Raw genomic sequence first — 15,206 nt, 5'->3', positions numbered from 1 at the left:
CACGAGTGGGTGCCGCCTTCATGATCGGCGTGTTTTTGCCTTGTATCTGGGCCGTCCTTACCAGGTGGTGTGGAGCCGCAGTTTCAGGGTGCGGCCCTCGCCGTAGTAGCAATAGGCGGCGGTGTTGCAGGCGGACACGTAGCGCTTGTCAAAAATGTTGGTGGCGTTGAGATCCAGCCCCCAGTTGTCGCGCTTGTAGCCGATGCGGGCATCCGCGAGGGTGACGGCCGGCACCTTGTAGAGGTTGGCATTGTCGGCGAATGTCTCGCCCACATAGCGCAGGCCGCCGCCGATGGACAGGCCATCCAGCGCGCCGTTGAAGAAGCGCCCGTCGAAGCCGTAGTCGAGCCAGAACGAGCCCTGCACCTCGGGCGCGGCCAGCGGCACCTTGCCCACGTTGGCGGCGGTGTTGTCCTTCGTGATTTCCAGATCATAGGCGGTGAAGGCGAGGGTGGCCCTGAGGTTGCGGGCGATCTCGCCCTTGGCTTCCAACTCGATGCCGCGCGAGCGCACTTCACCGGTCTGGACATATTGCCAGGCGTTCACCGGGTCGGCGGTCTGCACGTTCTGGCGCGTCAGATCGAAGATGGAGGCGGTGAAGAGCACATTCATGAAGCCCGGCTGATACTTGAGGCCCGCCTCATATTGCGTGCCGGTTTCGGGCTTGAAGGCCTCACCGCCGAAGGTGGTGCCGAGCTGCGGATTGAAGAAGGTGGCAACGCTGACATAGGGTGTCAGGCCGAAGCCGGTTTCATAGGCAATGCCCGCCCGGCCCGATGCGGCGCCGTCCTGGCTCTGCGTGCCCTTGTTGTCCGTCCAGAGCTTGTCATAGCGGCCATTCAGCGTGACGATCCAGCCGCCGCCGAAGCGGATCTGGTCCTGCAGGTAGAAACCGGCCTGCTGCTGCTCCAGCGTGCTTTCCGCCGGCAGCGTGGCGCTGGGGGCAGCAAGGCCATAGACCGGATTGAGCACGCTGATGGAGCCGGCCGATCCGAAGGCGACAGCGGAGCGGCTGGTGTAGATGCGGTAATCGGTGCCAAGCAGCATCTTGTGCGCCAGCGGGCCGGTGCCGAATTCACCCTTCACGCTGGTGTCGGCCACGAACTGATCCATGCTGGTGTTCTGCTTGAAGGCCCCGCGGCCAAGATAGCCCGGCGCGGCATAGTAGCCGTAGCCCAGCACCTGCTGCTCGCCCACATTCACATGGGTGTAGCGGGCCTTCTGGCTGAAGCTCCAGCCGGAGCCGAAATCATGCTCCAGCTCGTAACCAAGATAGCCCTGCGTGCGGGTGTAATAGTCGTAATCCGGTTCACTGGCGTTGAAGTCCCGGCTGATCCGGCCAAAGGAGGCTGCGGTGACGGTGCCCTCATAGGGCAGCCAGGTGCCGGGGATATGGTGCTCGTCAACGGCGGTGTAATTGGCCAGGATCGTCAGGCGCGTTGCATCGGTCATGTTGATGCGCAGGCTTGGCGAAATCACGCCCTTGAAATCCGGATCGAACTTGTCTGAGTCCTTGCCGCCTTCAAACCGGGCCACGAGGCGGTAGTCGAACCGGTCGTTGAAGGCATCGCTGATGTCGAATGCCGAATAGCCCGAGCCCTTGCCTGAACTGCTGTAGCCCGCCTCGGCCCGGCGGATGCGCTCGCCCGTGGGCAGTTTCGACACGTAATTGACGAGGCCGCCGGGGTTGGAGCCGCCATAGAGCACCGAGGCTGCGCCCTTCAGCACTTCGATCCGCTCCAGCGTGTAAGGGTCCACCAGGGTGGAGCCATAGCCTTCGAAGAACAGCGGCATGCCGTCGAGATAAGCGCCGGTCTGGGTGGCATCGAAACCGCGGATGAACAGCCAGTCCGTGTCGCTGTCCGCGCCATAGGGCTGGGCGAAGACACCGGCCGTATAGCGCAGGGCCTCATCCGTCTTCTGTGCGCCGCGCACCTCAATCTCTTCCCGGCCCACCACCGAGACGGACTGGGGCACTTCGGTCAGCGGCGTATCCGTCTTGGTGCCGGCGGAAACCGAGCGGGCAACGTAGTCTTTGACGTCCTGATCCGTGCCCGCTTCGCCTTCGATCACCACCGGCGCCAGTTGCGTCACCCTGGCGTCCGCCTCCTGAGCAGCAAGCACGGAAGGGGAAAATACAGTCACAGCAACGCCAGCAAGCAGGCTGGCCCGGAAAACGCCCCGTATCATGTTGTCTTTTCCTAACGGCAAACTCACCGCCGCGCAGGGCATCCGCCCCCGCAGCCCACTAAACATGAGTTTCTAGACCATGTTTTCAGGCCACGATTGTCCGATCTTGTGATCGCTTGAACGAAATTCCGGCAAAGATGGTTTATCCCAGCCGCTTGCGCAGCCAAGCCCCCGGTGTCGTGCCCTCGAAACGGCGGAAGGCGCGGGTCAGATGCGACTGGTCGGCAAAGCCTGCTGCCAGTGCTGCGTCTGTCACGCTCACATGGCCCTCTTCCAGCAGCGCCTTCACCCGTTCGATCCGCTGCGCCATCTGCCAGCGGTGCGGCGGCATGCCCATGGACACCTTGAAGGCCTGCGCGAAATGCGAGGTGGAGAGCCCCGCCACGGCGGCCAGTTCAGCAAGGGGAAGATTGCGGCTGCAATTGCGGGCAATATGGTCCAGCACCCGGTTGAGGCGGCGGGGAGCAAGGCCGGAGGCGGGATGTTCCGGCTCCCGGCTGACCTTGCCAAGGGCGGTCAGAAGCGCCGCCGCCAGACTGTCCGCATAAAGCGCGTCCAGATCCCCCGGTTCGCAGCATTCCAGCGCGATGAGGCGCGCCAGCGCCAGCACGCGCTCGTCATGGAAGGAAAAGCTGGCGGCGTTGAGGGCGGCAAGGTCAAACCGGCTGCCAAAGCGGCTGGCAAGGGCCGGCACATCAAGGTGAATGTCCAGATGGCGCAGGCGCCCGAGTGTGCCCATGAAGGACCAGACCGGCAGCCCGGCGGGGATGAAACACATGGGATTGCGCCGGTCGAAGGTCATGCGCTGCGGCGCCTGCGGATGCACCATCAGGTCGATGGCCGCATCACTCTCCGTCTCCAGCATGACGAACAGGCGCGGGGCAGGGGAGACATACTGCCCATGCGCCCCGGCCCGGCACTCCACATCCCACACATCGGCCAGCATGCCGGACCAGGCCCGCCAGCGCAGGCCATCCACGGGCGAAACGCCCTCCACATGGCTTTCCATGTTCGGATGAAAGGTCATGTCCGCAGCCCTGCGATGAAAATACAGCCTCCCCCTTATAAAAGCTGAATATAAAAGTCAAGATTCTGTGGATTTCACTGCGCCAGACGCAACCGGGCATAACGGCTGCCTTCGCGGGCCAGCAGTTCAGCCTCGCTGCCTTCCTCGACAATGCGGCCCTGTTCCACCACGAACACACGGTCTGCGCCTGCGATGGTGGCCAGCCGGTGGGCGATGATCAGCGTGGTGCGGCCGGTGGACAGCTCGGCCAGCGACTGCTGGATCGCCTTCTCCGTCTCCGTGTCGAGGGCGGAGGTCGCCTCGTCGAGGATAAGGATGGGGGGGGTCTTCAGGAAGATCCGGGCAATGGCCAGCCGCTGCTTCTGCCCGCCGGAGAGTTTCACCCCGCGCTCGCCGATCACCGTATCAAGGCCATCGGGCAGGCTTTCCACCAGCTCGTCCAGCCTTGCCCGGCGCACCGCCTCGCGGATATCCGCTTCGCTGGCGCCAAGGCGGCCATAGGCGATGTTCTCGCGGATGGTTCCGGCGAAGAGGAACACGTCCTGCTGCACAATGCCGATGTTGGACCGCAGCGACTTCAGCGTCAGATCGCGGATATCGGTGCCGTCGATGGAAATGGCACCGCCGGTCACGTCATAGAAGCGCGGCAGCAGGGAGCAGATGGTCGTCTTGCCCGCGCCCGACGGGCCGACAAAGGCCACCGTTTCACCGGCCTTGATGGCGAAGGACACCCCGTTGAGAAGCGGCGCATCCGCCTTGTAACCAAAACGCACATCCTTGTAGCTGATGTCCCCGTCCAGCCGCCCCACGGCACGCGCGCCGGGCCGGTCGGCAATGTCCGGCTTCACCGCTAGGAAGGAGAGATAGCGCTGAAAGCCGGCGATGCCCTTCGGATAGGTCTCGATCACGGAGTTGATCTTGTCCACCGGACGGAAGAACACGTTGACCAGCAGCAGGAAGCCGACAAAGCCGCCCGCGCTCAGATCCCCGCGCACCACGAACCAGGAGCCCGCCAGCATCACCACCACCTGCACGAAGCGCATGGACAGGTAGGACAGGGACATGGAGGCAGCCATCACCTTGTAGGCGGCCAGCTTCGTGTCGCGGTAGCGGATGTTGCTGTCGGCAAAGAGGGCGCGCTCGTGGTCCTCGTTGGCAAAGGCCTGCACCACGCGGATGCCGCCGACATTCTCCTCGATGCGGGCGTTGAAATCCGCCACCCGGCCATAAAGCGCGTGCCAGGTGGAGGTCATGCGGCTGCCGTAGTGGGTCGTCACCCAGGCGGTGACCGGCACGACAACGCCGGTGATCAGCGCCAGCTCCGTATGGACATGCAGCATCAGGAAGAAGGCGCCGGTCAACGTCATCAGGGCGATGAACAGATCTTCCGGGCCATGGTGAGCCACCTCACCGATTTCCTCCAGGTCCTTGGTCAGCCGGGCGACGAGATGGCCGGTCTTCTGATTGTCGAAATAGCCGAAGGAGAGTTTCTGCAAGTGATCAAAGGCCTTGCGCCGCATCTCCGTCTCGATGGCGATGCCCAGCATGTGGCCCCAGTAGGTGACGATGACCTGAAGCCCCGCGTTGAAGAAATAGATCGCCATCAGCCCCAGAACCGCCAGCGCGATGAGGCCGAGCTGGCCTGTCGGCAGCAGCTGATCGATGAACAGCGTCACGGCCAGCGGGAAGGCCAGCTCCAGCATTCCGGAAGCAACTGCGCTGCCGAAGTCCAGCGCGAAAAGGCCCTTGTGCGGCTTGTAATAGGCGGCAAAGCGCCGGATCAGCTCGGTCTTGGTCATGGAAGCTCTTCAGGAAGGGAAGGCGCAGTGGAAGGGAAGGCGGGGGAAGGGCAGGGCCATCCAGCGTCTCATGTCTTTCGGGCCATCAGCCAGATCAGATACGGCGTTCCGGCCATGGATGCAAACAGCCCTAACGGCAACTCGTAGGGAAAGGCGGCTGTGCGGGCACCGAAGTCGGCCATGGCCATGAGTGCTGCGCCCAGCAATGCCGATCCGGCGAGAAAGCCGGGTGTGCGGCGGATGCCCGCCCGGCTGACGATATGCGGGGCGATGAGCCCGGCAAAGCTCAAAGGCCCCACCAGCAGCGAAGCCGCCGCCGTTGCCAGTGCTGCCACAAGGATCAGCACGCCCCGGCTGGCGCGCAGCGGCAGGCCCAGCGACAGGGGCACCGCCTGCCCGAGCGGCAGGATGGTGAGCCAGCGCGAGGCCAGCAGGCTGGCACCGAGGGCAAGCGCAAGGCACAGGATGAGCGCCGCCGCCGTTTCAGGCGTGGCGGAAGCGGCCGTGCCGCCGAGCCAGGCGAGGATCTGCCAGGCCCTGGGGTTTCCCGTGGCAACAAGAGCGGCCAGCAGCGCCGAACAGAAGGCGCTGACGGCAATGCCCGCCAGAAGCAGGCGCTCCGGTGCCAGATTGCGCCGCAGGGCAAAGGCCAGCACCATCAGCAGGGCCACCATCGCACCGGCAAGGGAACCGCCCAGAAGCTGCCAGGACCCCGCCGCAGGCAGCAGCAGGAGCGACAGCGCATAACCGGTGCCTGCGCCGCCGCTAACGCCCAGCACCTCCGGACTTGCCATGGGGTTGCCCGTCATCCGTTGCAGGATCGCCCCGCTGAGCGCCAGCAGCCCGCCCGCAGCAGCAGCCGCCGCCATGCGCGGCAGGCGGAAGGGAAGCAGTCCGGCAAAACTGGCGGGATCGAGCCAGATCCAGGCTTGTCCGGTCCAGTTTGGCCCCGTCCAGTTTTGACCCGTTCTGGCAAGGAACAGGGACAGGACCGCAAAGGCGATCAGCCCGCCGCAGACCAGCAGGAAGGCCAAAGGAGAGCGAAGGGGGCTGGCCGCAGGTGCATGACCGGCCGTCATGCCGCTGGCAAGGCTGGTGTGGCGCATGCGGACCAGCAGAAACAGGATCAGCGGCCCGCCCAGCAGGGCGACAACCGAGCCCGTGGGGAACGTGTCACCGCCCGTCACCGCCAGCGTCTGCACCATGCCGTCGCACAGCCACAGCAGCAGCGCGCCCATCAGCGGAGAGGCAGCCAGCACGGCAGCACGGCGGCGGATGCCCGCAGCGCGGACGAGGGCAGGGGCCGCAAGCCCCACAAAGCCGACGAGCCCCACCGCCGCTGCCACCATGGCCGACAGGCCAACCGCGATCAGCGCCACCAGCAAGCGGACAAGACCCAGATTGACGCCGAGCGCCCGGGCGGACGTGTCCCCCAGATCCAGCATCACCAGCGGACGGATGGCCAGCGCCGCCAGCACGCCATAAAGGGCAAGCTGCCCCGCCAGCCAGAGGGCAGGGCTCCAGTCCTGCTGGCTCAGCGAGCCGCCGTTCCAGATGGCCAGCGACATCAGATATTCGCCCCGCGACAGGGTGAGCGCCGCCGCAAGCCCGCTGCACAGGATGGCAATCAGCATGCCTGCCACCACCATGGTCACCGGCTCGAACCGCTGGCGCGCGCCAAGCCCGAAGACCATAGCAGCGGCGAGGCCCGCCCCGAGAAAGGCTGTCAGCTGGCGGTTGCCATCGAGGAAGGCGGGAAACAGCAGCGTTGCCGCGACAATGGCCAGCTGTGCCCCGGCGGCAATGCCGAGGGTGGAGGCATCTGCAATGGGGTTGCGCAGCACCGCCTGCAGCAGGGCCCCCGCGAGCCCCAGCGCCGCCCCGGCCAGCAGGGCCACCGCCGTGCGCGGCAGCAGCGCATGAACGAAGATCAGCTGATCCATGCTCATGGCCTGCGGCGCGCTGAAAGGATCGGGCCATTCGGCCAGCGGCAGCCGCGAGAGCGTGCCCGTGGCGAAGAACAGAAAGGCCGCAGCCGCAAGCACCAGCCACAGCAGAAGGCCGGGCAGGGCAGGACGCCGGAAAGAGGAAGCAGGGGAAGGGGAGGGGGAAGGGGCGTGCATCAGGCTCATGCGGGCTCTCGCCCCCCTTCAAGAGCCTGCGTCAGCAGCCGGGCAAAGCGCAGGCCTGCGGTGATGCCGCCATAAGGATTGATGTTTGCCAGCCGGATCACCCGGCCCTCGCGCACCGGTTCCAGCATGTTCCAGATCATGCTGCCCTCAAAGCCGCTGCGCGCCTCGACCGGCACTTCCGAGACGATGACGATGCGCGCCTGCGGGCGCTCTGCCAGCATTTCCAGCGGCACGGGCGCGGCAAAGCTGAAGCGGGACTGGTCCGTCCAGGCATTCTCAAGACCAAGGCGCTTCAGCACATCGCCAAACATGCTGTCCGCCCCGAAAGCCCGGAAGTGGCGGGCATCACCGATGTTGATGAGATGGAACGGACGGTCTGCAAAGCGGGCAAGGCGCTTGCGGTACCCCTCAAGCCGGGCATCAGCCTCCACAAGCACCGTGCGCCCCTTCTCCGGCACGCCCAGCCGGGCGGCCACTTGCTCCACCGCCGCCAGCGCCTTTGCGAAAGGCGGTTCGCCCGGCAGATAGAAAGGCAGCGACAGCACCGGCGCGATGGCCTGCAGCGCTGCCTGACTGCTGGCATAGAAGGGGGAGGAGAGGATCAGCTCCGGCCTTTGCAGATACAGCAGCTCGAAATTGGGTGCGCCGCGCAGGCCAAGATCCGCCACCGTCTCCGGGATCACCGGCTCCACGGCGGATCTGCGGAACTGCAGCAGTTCCGTTGCCGCCACAGGGGTCACCCCCAGTGCCATGGCGGTTTCCAGCATGGCCCAGTCCACGCAAGCCACGCGCGGCACTGCCGCCGCCGCAAGGGCATGGAGCGGACGGGCAGCAAGAAGCCACGCAGCGCCCGCAAGGATGCTTCGCCGGCTGCAAAGCCTCGTAGCCGTTCTTTTCATGGGACAAACCAGTATCAGACAGCGTGATGGCGGGCGGGTGGAGCGCAGCAGCAGGCGCCGCCGCTTGACCTTTCCGCCCCGATCCGCGAAACATGAAAACATAACTCCAGTTTGACCAGTAACGGAATCCGGGTTTCATGTCCATGTCCGCCAGCGCCCTCCGGGCTGACGCCGCGCCGTCCCTCGATCTTCCGCTGGCTCCCGCCTTTTCTCTGGAAAATGTCAGCTTCCGCCTTGGCGGCAAGGTGCTGCTGCAGCCGCTGGACCTGGACCTGCCGGCGGGCAAATCCATCGCGCTCATCGGCCATAACGGCTCGGGCAAATCCACGCTGCTGAAGCTGCTCGGCCGCCAGCAGGAGGCCGCCGGCGGCACCATCCGCTTTCAGGGCGAGGCCCTGAGCCGCTGGAACGCCCGTGCCTTTGCCCGCAAGCTCGCCTATCTGCCGCAGCACACGCCCGTGGCGCCCGGCATGCTGGTGCGCGAACTCGTGGCCCTTGGCCGCTATCCCTGGCATGGCGCCCTTGGCCGCTTTGGCGCCTCCGACAAGGCCAAGGTGGAAGAAGCACTGGCCCGCACCGGCATGGAGCCCTTTGCAGACCGGCTGGTGGACACGCTGTCCGGCGGCGAACGCCAGCGCGCGTGGCTCGCCATGATGGTGGCGCAGGATGCGGACTGCCTGCTGCTGGACGAGCCGATTTCCGCCCTCGACATCGGCCACCAGCTGGAGGTGCTTGGCCTGATCCGCGATCTGGTGCGCGACAAGGGGCTGACGGCCATCACCGTGCTGCATGACATCAACATGGCCGCCCGTTTCTGCGATCACATCGTGGCGCTGCATTCGGGGCAGAAGATCCTTGAAGGCAGCCCGGCGGAGATCATGACCAGCGAGGCGCTGCGGCGCATCTACAACGTCGACATGGACGTCCTGCCCGCCACCACCTCCGGCCACCCGGTGGCCCTGGTGCGCTGAGCATCAAGGCGGGCCGCAGATGTTGCTTTGATGCCGGAAAGGCAAGCCGTTTCAAAGTTTTGCGCCTCTGGCTAAGGCCTCCCGGTTCCCCTCCCCTCAAGGGGGAGGAGGACAGATAGGCCCCGCCGTTGAAACAACGGCTATCACCTGTTGCAAAAGCCCTGAACGTCTTTCTGCACGACGTGTGCATGCAGTAGCTCAAGGGGAAGGGGGACTGAAGACCGCCCTAGCCACGCTTGCGCGCTTCCGCTCTCGGTTCGTTCAGAAGCCCGCCGGCATCCAGCTGGCGGCCTTCACCGCTTGCCATGCCTTCATCATAGGCCTGTTTCAGGCGAGCCAGCTCCAGCTGGCGAACCTCTTCCCGCTGCTCCCACAACCGCAGGGCTTCGCGGACGATTCCGCTGTTTGAAGCATAGCCGCCGCTGTCAACGGCCGCCTGCATCATCGCAGCCTGGTGCGGAGTGAGGGATACGGTCAGGGTGCGCATGGGTGTAGCCTTCCTTTCCGGCCATTTTACCACGCATAACAAGATCCAATAATTCTTGATAGAAACACCTCGTGCCAGTTGTGGAAGAGCCTTCCCTTTCGCGCGCGGCTCAAGCGCTTGCGCAAATCCAGCGCCGCGCGCCGTCTCTCCTCTGGACAGCGGGCAGGGGAGGGGCCTACTGTGCATTTGTGCACAGGCTGGTTTTCTCCAGTTTCTTCAGTGCCTAAGCCTTCTCAAGACGGGGTGCCGCCGCGCCCTGAGCTCATGGGTTGCCCCGCATGACCGACGGACCTGAAAAGACCGCCTTTCTCTCCGCCCGCGTGCCGGTGAGCCTGAGGAACAGGTTCAAGGCCGTCGCGGCGCAGCGGGGGCTGAAGGTGCAGGACCTTCTCAACGAGCTGCTCGCCAGCTACATGGACGGACTGAACCGGCGCGAGCCTTCGGCGACGGAGGTCATCCACCTCCTGCGCGCCCAGAAGGAGCGGCTGATGCGCCTCGGCCTCCTGCATCTTTATCTCACCGGCCCGCTCGCCCGGGGCGAGCCTTCCACCGGGCAGGAGGTGAACCTGTCCTATGAGCTGGACCCGCAGGCGGGCCTGTCCCTGCTCAGCATCGGCCGGGTGGGCGACATCATCACCGCCTCCCTGCCGGATGACCTGAAGGTCACGCTCGTCCCACGCAAGAAAGCCGTTTCCTCTGGCACCTATGCCAGCAGCGCGGACGACGAGATCCGCGTGTTCTGAGGGCCGCCGCCACATAGTCCGCCCCGCTCCGTCACGCTGGCAATGTTCTGCGGCGTGGCAACCTCGCCCTCCCTCCAGTCAAATATGCCGAATTCGCAGCCCATCTCAGGCCCGGCATGCCCGCGATGGCGCAGCCGGGGAATGCGCAGCACCAGACCGTTCCCGATCCGGTACAGCGCATTGTCCGTGCCCGTGGAGGCCATCCGGGAGACCGGCAGATGCGCCCATTGCGGGGCCTGCCAGGTCAGCAGCGCATGGCTCAGGGCCTCCGTGACGGGAAGATCATCTGCATGCACCAGCTTGTCCTTTTTCTCATGCCAAGGCGTCCGATGCTGACGCATCACGCCTTGAAAAGGCTCAAACGCCGCCCGGGCTTGCCCAAACCGCCAGTACCGCTCCGCCTGCGGCGGCCAGCACAACGGCGGCGAAGGGCGGGGCCTTGAAGGCCACGAGCAGCACGAAACAGGCAAGCGCAAGCGTGAAATCCGGCAGGCCGCCGATGGCGCTGGTGAAAACGGGCGTATAGAGCGCGGCGCCCAGAATGCCAACCACGGCGGCATTGGCCCCCTGCATCAGCGATTGCGCCGGGGCGAGGGTGCGGAACCGGTCCCAGAAGGGCAGGGCGCCCACCAGCAGCAGGAAGCCGGGCAGGAACACGAAGACAAGCGCCAGCGCCGCCCCCGCAAGGCCATTGGGCGCAGGCCCCAGCACCGCGCCGAGATAGGCGGCAAAGGTGAAGAGCGGCCCCGGCATCGCCTGCACCGCGCCATAACCGGCAAGGAAGGCGTCCGGCGTCACCCAGCCGGGCTGCACCACTTCCGCTTCCAGCAGCGGCAGCACCACATGGCCGCCGCCGAAGACCAGCGCCCCGGCGCGGTAGAAACTGTCCATCACCGCAAGGCTCTGGCTGTGCCCCGCCAGCAGCGGCAGCAGCACCAGCAGCGCCGCAAAAACGGCCAGCGCCGCAAGGGCCGCACCCCGCGTCACGGGCAAGGGGGCAGGCGGGGCGGCCGCTGCCCCTTGCCCCCGGCCCAGCACCAGACCGGAACTGGCCCCCAGCAGGATCGCCGCCACCATTCCAACAGCGCCGGGCAAAAGGGCAAGCAGGGCGGCAGCGCCAACGGCAATGGCCGCGCGCTCCCTGTCCGGGCAGAGGTTTTTCGCCATGCCCCAGACCGCCTGCGCCACAATGGCAACGGCAACGATCTTCAGCCCGTGCAGCGCGCCGGTGCCCAAGGGCCCAGACATGCGCGCCGCCGTCAGGGCAAAGACGAAGAGCACCAGCGCCGAGGGCAAAGTGAAGGCGGTGAAGGCGGCGAGCGCCCCCAGCCAGCCGGCCCGCAGCATCCCCAGCGCAAAGCCCGCCTGACTGGAGGCAGGCCCCGGCAGAAACTGGCACAGCGCCACAAGATCCGCATAGGCCCGGTCCGTCAGCCAGCCGCGCCGCGTCACCAGCTCATCGCGGAAATAGCCAAGATGGGCAATCGGCCCGCCGAAGGACGTGAGCCCCAGCTTCAGGAAAACCCCGAACACCTCCTTGGCCGTTCCCACCGGCCTCGCGGCCTTTTCCGGTCCCGCTCCGCTGGTCATCCCCGCCGGTGTCTCCTCAAGAGTGTCAGGTGCCCACTAACCCTAGCCGTGTGACGGCTGCGTGACGAGGGGGAATTCAGGGCTGATCTTGCGGAGAGGAGTAATTGCGCTTGCAATTAACGCTAGCGCCTCCTACCTCTCTCCGATGAACAGCAAGCACCGCAAGACTCTTGCCGCCATCTTTAGCGAACCGGTGCCGGGAAGCATCGAATGGGCGGCGATCGAAGGCCTGCTGCTGGCCGCAGGGGCACGGCTGATCGAAGGGCGCGGGTCACGTGTGCGGTTCGAGAAGGATGGCGAGGTGGTGGCGTTTCACCGCCCGCATCCCGCGAAGGAAGCAAACGCCCGCATCCCGCGAAGGAAGCAAAGCGGTACCAGGTGCGCGATGCACGCGATTTTCTGGACCGGATCGGGGTCAGGCCATGAGCAACACCATGACTTACAAGGGCTATGCAGCCCGGATCGAGTATGACGACGAGGACGGCATCCTGAGCGGCCGCATTGCCGGCATCCGCGATACAGTGGGCTTTCATGCTGACACGGTGGAAGGCCTGCGCGAAGCCTTCCATGAGGCTGTCGGGGACTATATCGAAACCTGCGCCAGGATCGGCAAGGAGCCGCAGAAATCCTATTCAGGGCAGGTCATGTTCCGCATCAGCCCCGAGGTTCACCGCAAGGCCGCACAGGCCGCCGAACTGTCCGGCAAGAGCCTGAACCAGTGGGCCGAAGAAGTGCTCGACCGGGCTGCGGGGTGATAGAGCGGGCAGGGGTTTCGGGAGAGGCGTCAGACCTCAGCTTTCATCGACGATGCTGATGATCTTTCCGCCTTCGGTGCGGAAGGCGGATGCGCCTGAGAACGCGGGCTTCTGGCCAGCCTTCCATCCGTCCGGCAGGCCGGCTGCCACGGCCGCCGTATAGCCGGTCTTGGCCAGTGTGGTGCCCGCCACGGTGATCGCGTTCAAGACCTTCTGGTGCCGGGTCTCGAATGCGGACGCGCCGAACCTCGCCATCTGCGCAAAGCTCTGCTTGTCCAGCGCCTCCGCCGTCACCTCGCCGCCGGAGATGTTCTGAAAGACCACGTTCCCGGCGAGGCACATCAGCATGCCCCCGGCGTCCTTGCGGTCATAGGTATCAATGCAGGTTTCGGCCGGATCAGGCAGACGTCCCATCAATCGCGCTCCGGCAAGCGTCCAAGCTCCGGCCCTGTACCACAGCCGCCTGACGGTTTCACGGCGTTCCATCCGTTTCACAATGACGCGGTGATCCCGGCAGCAAGCGCTCCCGGCACACATTGGGGAAGGCAATTAATTCCGGGAAGGCCCAACATCTCCACCGCAGTTCATCGCGTAATCTATCTTATGGAACATAAACAGATTTGACATCCGCACTGCAGACGCCGGGGGGATGACCGGGGACGCATGGGCTTGACCGGTATTCAACCGGTCAAGCTCCATGACTGCTGGCCTCAGCCCGTGCGGCGCATCTGCAGGCTTTGCAGGGCGATGGTCTTGCGCCGGTGGTCCGGGACGCCATGGGCCTCGAAGGCCGACTTCACACCGGAGAAGCGGAACTCGATGCGCGTGCCGGATGTGTTGTCCTGGCTGCTGCGCGTCTTCACCGAGGCGACGAGAAAACCATCGCGGATCGAGGTTTCGTGCGGTGCGTAGGACCCGTTGATGAAGATCTGCATCGAGGCATAGATTTCATCATTGATCACCGACACGATGTTGAAATCAATCGAGGTTTCGCCCTGCAGCGCAACGGCGGGATAGAGCACCGAGGATGGCCCGGGGCCGCCCCATCTGGCACAACCGCCGCCAAGCCCGGCCTCACGCTCATGCCAGCCCTCGCCCACCAGCGCGCTCTCCATGCCGAATGTGGCCTCCTCCCCCGGCGCCAGCGCCCGCAGCCTCTGGCCGCCGCGCAGCTGGAACAGCGCATCGTGATAGTCCTGCACGTGCCGGGCGAAACGTTTCTGCGCCTCCGCGAAGACGATCGCATCAACCTGGTTCTTCTCGGCCAGAATATCCCTGATCCGCGCACGTTCACTCGGGTCCAGCTTGGCGCCCTGCGGCCTGGCACTTCATCGCTCCGGAAAGCCGATGCAGAACTGCTTCTGCGAGAGCTGCAATAGACGCATGCGCGACGAGATTCTGAATGAGAGCCAGCTCCTTGGCCTCGATCTTGGCCACGCCACCATCGCGACCTGGGCGAACGACTACATCCGCCGGCAGCCTAGCCCATGCAGTCCTACTCTCCGCAACGCGCGATCGGCTGTCTAACCCCAACAGGATACGCCGATCGCCAGTTGCTTTACCCGCGCTGCGGGGCGCAAAATGCCACAAGGCACTAATTGCCGATGGATGAAAACTCACTGGCAGGTCAGGGCCAAAGAGGTTTCAACCCAACCAGAAACCCAAACCGCCTGAACCCGCTTCAAAACGCGGCACGGTCAAGTGAATACCGTTTCTGTACATTTATGAGTCGACGGACTAAATCAATTTTTCCTAAAAACTATGCAATTTATATTATTTTCTTCGTCAGTAAATGTCTTTATTCGACTTCCAAGGGCATCAAGGATTTGAACTGCGGCATTTGTTGTCTTCCAATTTGCGTCATCCATAATAATTACACCTCCTTTTTTCACTTTTTTCGCGTAAAGAACAACGTCTTCGGCCGCATTAAATACTGAATGCGCGCCGTCTATGTGCAAATAATCTATCTCAAAGAAGCCGTTGCTTGCTTTAGAAGACGGAAATTCAACAAATTTGACAAACTCAACGAGATCATGATCTAGAATAAACCTTATCAAATCGGACTTAACTAACTTAAAATCTACTTTTGACCACCACTCGTCGTTTACATCATTCGTCGCGTACTCTGTAGCCACTTGACTATTCCAAGTCTCGATTCCAAAAATGACACCTTGGTTATTCGCTTTCAGCGCCGCAGCAGCAGGGATCAAAGAACGACCACCATAAACACCGATTTCCACACAGATTTCAGGTTTATATTCCGCTAACAGAGCCGCGATGAACGCGGCCTTCTCATCGTGATCCACCCCCATTGAACGGGTCCACCTTGAAGTATGGTTTTGACCCTGAAGGAGGACCACAATGGCAAACAAGCGACACAAGCCCGACGAGATCGTCACGAAGCTTCGGCAGGTTGAGGTTTTGCGCGGCCAAGGCATGGCGATGGCGGATGCCGTTCGCCAGATCGGCGTTTCCGAGCTGACGTTCTACCGGTGGCGTAAGCAATATGGCGGCATGAGCCGTGACCAGCTTCGGCAGTTGAAGGATCTCCAGAAGGAGAACGAACGGCTTCGCAAGGCGGTGGCGGATCTGACGCTGGACAAGCTGATCCTG

At 64.1% G+C, this 15,206-nt stretch carries 16 protein-coding genes and 1 pseudogene; 6 read left to right on the top strand and 11 right to left on the bottom strand.

Translation table 11 applies throughout. From position 1 onward, the window contains the following. Window positions 1–57 precede the first annotated feature (57 nt). From ASC48_RS15125 to ASC48_RS15105, 5 genes are all read right to left on the bottom strand, one after another. Complete coding sequence (locus tag ASC48_RS15125; RefSeq protein WP_055456567.1) at window positions 58–2,190, bottom strand: TonB-dependent siderophore receptor; 2,133 nt, start codon at window positions 2,188–2,190, stop codon at window positions 58–60. Between the two features lie 142 nt (window positions 2,191–2,332). Beyond that, window positions 2,333–3,217 (bottom strand): AraC family transcriptional regulator, encoded by an 885-nt coding sequence (locus ASC48_RS15120; protein WP_055456566.1) that lies wholly within the window; start codon window positions 3,215–3,217, stop codon window positions 2,333–2,335. A gap of 74 nt (window positions 3,218–3,291) precedes the next feature. Continuing rightward, window positions 3,292–5,016 (bottom strand): ABC transporter ATP-binding protein, encoded by a 1,725-nt coding sequence (locus ASC48_RS15115; RefSeq protein ID WP_055456565.1) that lies wholly within the window; start codon window positions 5,014–5,016, stop codon window positions 3,292–3,294. A 68-nt stretch (window positions 5,017–5,084) separates the two neighbouring features. Beyond that, on the bottom strand, window positions 5,085–7,148 hold the full coding sequence (gene fhuB / locus ASC48_RS15110; protein WP_244270076.1) for a Fe(3+)-hydroxamate ABC transporter permease FhuB: 2,064 nt from the start codon (window positions 7,146–7,148) through the stop codon (window positions 5,085–5,087). Then, a complete protein-coding gene (locus ASC48_RS15105) occupies window positions 7,145–8,047 on the bottom strand; it encodes an iron-siderophore ABC transporter substrate-binding protein (protein ID WP_055456564.1) in 903 nt (300 codons plus the stop codon). Before ASC48_RS15105 ends, fhuB begins: the two co-directional genes overlap by 4 nt. Window positions 8,048–8,184: 137 nt before the next feature. Here ASC48_RS15105 and ASC48_RS15100 point away from each other — a divergent pair, with 137 nt between their 5' ends. After that, the gene (locus ASC48_RS15100; protein WP_082440151.1) at window positions 8,185–9,018 is read left to right on the top strand and encodes an ATP-binding cassette domain-containing protein; all 834 of its coding nucleotides are present in this window, start codon (window positions 8,185–8,187) and stop codon (window positions 9,016–9,018) included. A 226-nt stretch (window positions 9,019–9,244) separates the two neighbouring features. Here ASC48_RS15100 and ASC48_RS15095 read toward each other — a convergent pair whose 3' ends face one another. Next, the gene (locus tag ASC48_RS15095) at window positions 9,245–9,505 is read right to left on the bottom strand and encodes a type II toxin-antitoxin system ParD family antitoxin (RefSeq protein WP_055456563.1); all 261 of its coding nucleotides are present in this window, start codon (window positions 9,503–9,505) and stop codon (window positions 9,245–9,247) included. A 278-nt stretch (window positions 9,506–9,783) separates the two neighbouring features. On the opposite strand from ASC48_RS15095, the gene ASC48_RS15090 reads away from it, so the two are divergent. Further along, window positions 9,784–10,248 (top strand): hypothetical protein, encoded by a 465-nt coding sequence (locus tag ASC48_RS15090; RefSeq protein ID WP_072242659.1) that lies wholly within the window; start codon window positions 9,784–9,786, stop codon window positions 10,246–10,248. On the opposite strand, the gene ASC48_RS15085 is transcribed toward ASC48_RS15090, so the two are convergent. Both ASC48_RS15085 and chrA read right to left on the bottom strand, forming a co-directional pair. Then, window positions 10,209–10,544 (bottom strand): phosphotransferase family protein, encoded by a 336-nt coding sequence (locus ASC48_RS15085; protein WP_141658982.1) that lies wholly within the window; start codon window positions 10,542–10,544, stop codon window positions 10,209–10,211. The genes ASC48_RS15090 and ASC48_RS15085 overlap by 40 nt on opposite strands. Before the next feature lie 61 nt (window positions 10,545–10,605). Next, window positions 10,606–11,838, bottom strand: a complete 1,233-nt coding sequence (chrA, locus tag ASC48_RS15080; protein WP_055456560.1) for a chromate efflux transporter — start codon at window positions 11,836–11,838, stop codon at window positions 10,606–10,608. A gap of 145 nt (window positions 11,839–11,983) precedes the next feature. On the opposite strand from chrA, the gene ASC48_RS19385 reads away from it, so the two are divergent. Continuing rightward, a complete protein-coding gene (locus ASC48_RS19385) occupies window positions 11,984–12,310 on the top strand; it encodes a type II toxin-antitoxin system HicA family toxin (protein WP_244270075.1) in 327 nt (108 codons plus the stop codon). Further along, on the top strand, window positions 12,261–12,593 hold the full coding sequence (locus tag ASC48_RS15075) for a type II toxin-antitoxin system HicB family antitoxin (protein ID WP_055456559.1): 333 nt from the start codon (window positions 12,261–12,263) through the stop codon (window positions 12,591–12,593). Before ASC48_RS19385 ends, ASC48_RS15075 begins: the two co-directional genes overlap by 50 nt. Before the next feature lie 36 nt (window positions 12,594–12,629). Here ASC48_RS15075 and ASC48_RS15070 read toward each other — a convergent pair whose 3' ends face one another. Next, on the bottom strand, window positions 12,630–13,007 hold the full coding sequence (locus ASC48_RS15070) for a hypothetical protein (RefSeq protein WP_055456558.1): 378 nt from the start codon (window positions 13,005–13,007) through the stop codon (window positions 12,630–12,632). 296 nt (window positions 13,008–13,303) lie between these two features. After that, a complete protein-coding gene (locus ASC48_RS15065; RefSeq protein ID WP_055456557.1) occupies window positions 13,304–13,795 on the bottom strand; it encodes a hypothetical protein in 492 nt (163 codons plus the stop codon). Between the two features lie 116 nt (window positions 13,796–13,911). On the opposite strand from ASC48_RS15065, the pseudogene ASC48_RS20335 reads away from it, so the two are divergent. Further along, window positions 13,912–14,004, top strand: a pseudogene (locus ASC48_RS20335) (integrase core domain-containing protein); the annotation flags it as partial. A gap of 331 nt (window positions 14,005–14,335) precedes the next feature. Here ASC48_RS20335 and ASC48_RS15055 read toward each other — a convergent pair. Then, complete coding sequence (locus tag ASC48_RS15055; protein ID WP_055456555.1) at window positions 14,336–14,905, bottom strand: class I SAM-dependent methyltransferase; 570 nt, start codon at window positions 14,903–14,905, stop codon at window positions 14,336–14,338. A gap of 49 nt (window positions 14,906–14,954) precedes the next feature. Between ASC48_RS15055 and ASC48_RS15050 the strand changes: the two genes are divergently transcribed. Beyond that, the coding region (locus ASC48_RS15050; protein WP_055456554.1) for a transposase at window positions 14,955–15,206 on the top strand (252 nt) is incomplete at its 3' end.

It is taken from the genome of Pannonibacter indicus, from assembly GCF_001418225.1.
In the GTDB taxonomy this organism is placed as follows: Bacteria; Pseudomonadota; Alphaproteobacteria; order Rhizobiales; family Stappiaceae; genus Pannonibacter; species Pannonibacter indicus.
Note: the sequence above shows the minus strand (reverse complement) of the source record. Positions and strands in the feature narration are given on the sequence as shown.

What these genes read in the sequence shown, in the direction of transcription:
- ASC48_RS15095 (WP_055456563.1), bottom strand. Translation starts at nt 9,505, where the DNA reads ATGCGCACCCTGACCGTATCCCTCACTCCGCACCAGGCTGCGATGATG.
- chrA (WP_055456560.1), bottom strand. Translation starts at nt 11,838, where the DNA reads ATGACCAGCGGAGCGGGACCGGAAAAGGCCGCGAGGCCGGTGGGAACG.
- ASC48_RS15070 (WP_055456558.1), bottom strand. Translation starts at nt 13,007, where the DNA reads ATGGGACGTCTGCCTGATCCGGCCGAAACCTGCATTGATACCTATGAC.
- ASC48_RS15055 (WP_055456555.1), bottom strand. Translation starts at nt 14,905, where the DNA reads ATGGGGGTGGATCACGATGAGAAGGCCGCGTTCATCGCGGCTCTGTTA.
- ASC48_RS15125 (WP_055456567.1), bottom strand. Translation starts at nt 2,190, where the DNA reads ATGATACGGGGCGTTTTCCGGGCCAGCCTGCTTGCTGGCGTTGCTGTG.
- ASC48_RS15075 (WP_055456559.1), top strand. Translation starts at nt 12,261, where the DNA reads ATGAGCAACACCATGACTTACAAGGGCTATGCAGCCCGGATCGAGTAT.
- ASC48_RS19385 (WP_244270075.1), top strand. Translation starts at nt 11,984, where the DNA reads ATGAACAGCAAGCACCGCAAGACTCTTGCCGCCATCTTTAGCGAACCG.
- ASC48_RS15115 (WP_055456565.1), bottom strand. Translation starts at nt 5,016, where the DNA reads ATGACCAAGACCGAGCTGATCCGGCGCTTTGCCGCCTATTACAAGCCG.
- ASC48_RS15105 (WP_055456564.1), bottom strand. Translation starts at nt 8,047, where the DNA reads ATGAAAAGAACGGCTACGAGGCTTTGCAGCCGGCGAAGCATCCTTGCG.
- ASC48_RS15100 (WP_082440151.1), top strand. Translation starts at nt 8,185, where the DNA reads ATGTCCATGTCCGCCAGCGCCCTCCGGGCTGACGCCGCGCCGTCCCTC.
- fhuB (WP_244270076.1), bottom strand. Translation starts at nt 7,148, where the DNA reads ATGAGCCTGATGCACGCCCCTTCCCCCTCCCCTTCCCCTGCTTCCTCT.
- ASC48_RS15090 (WP_072242659.1), top strand. Translation starts at nt 9,784, where the DNA reads ATGACCGACGGACCTGAAAAGACCGCCTTTCTCTCCGCCCGCGTGCCG.
- ASC48_RS15120 (WP_055456566.1), bottom strand. Translation starts at nt 3,217, where the DNA reads ATGACCTTTCATCCGAACATGGAAAGCCATGTGGAGGGCGTTTCGCCC.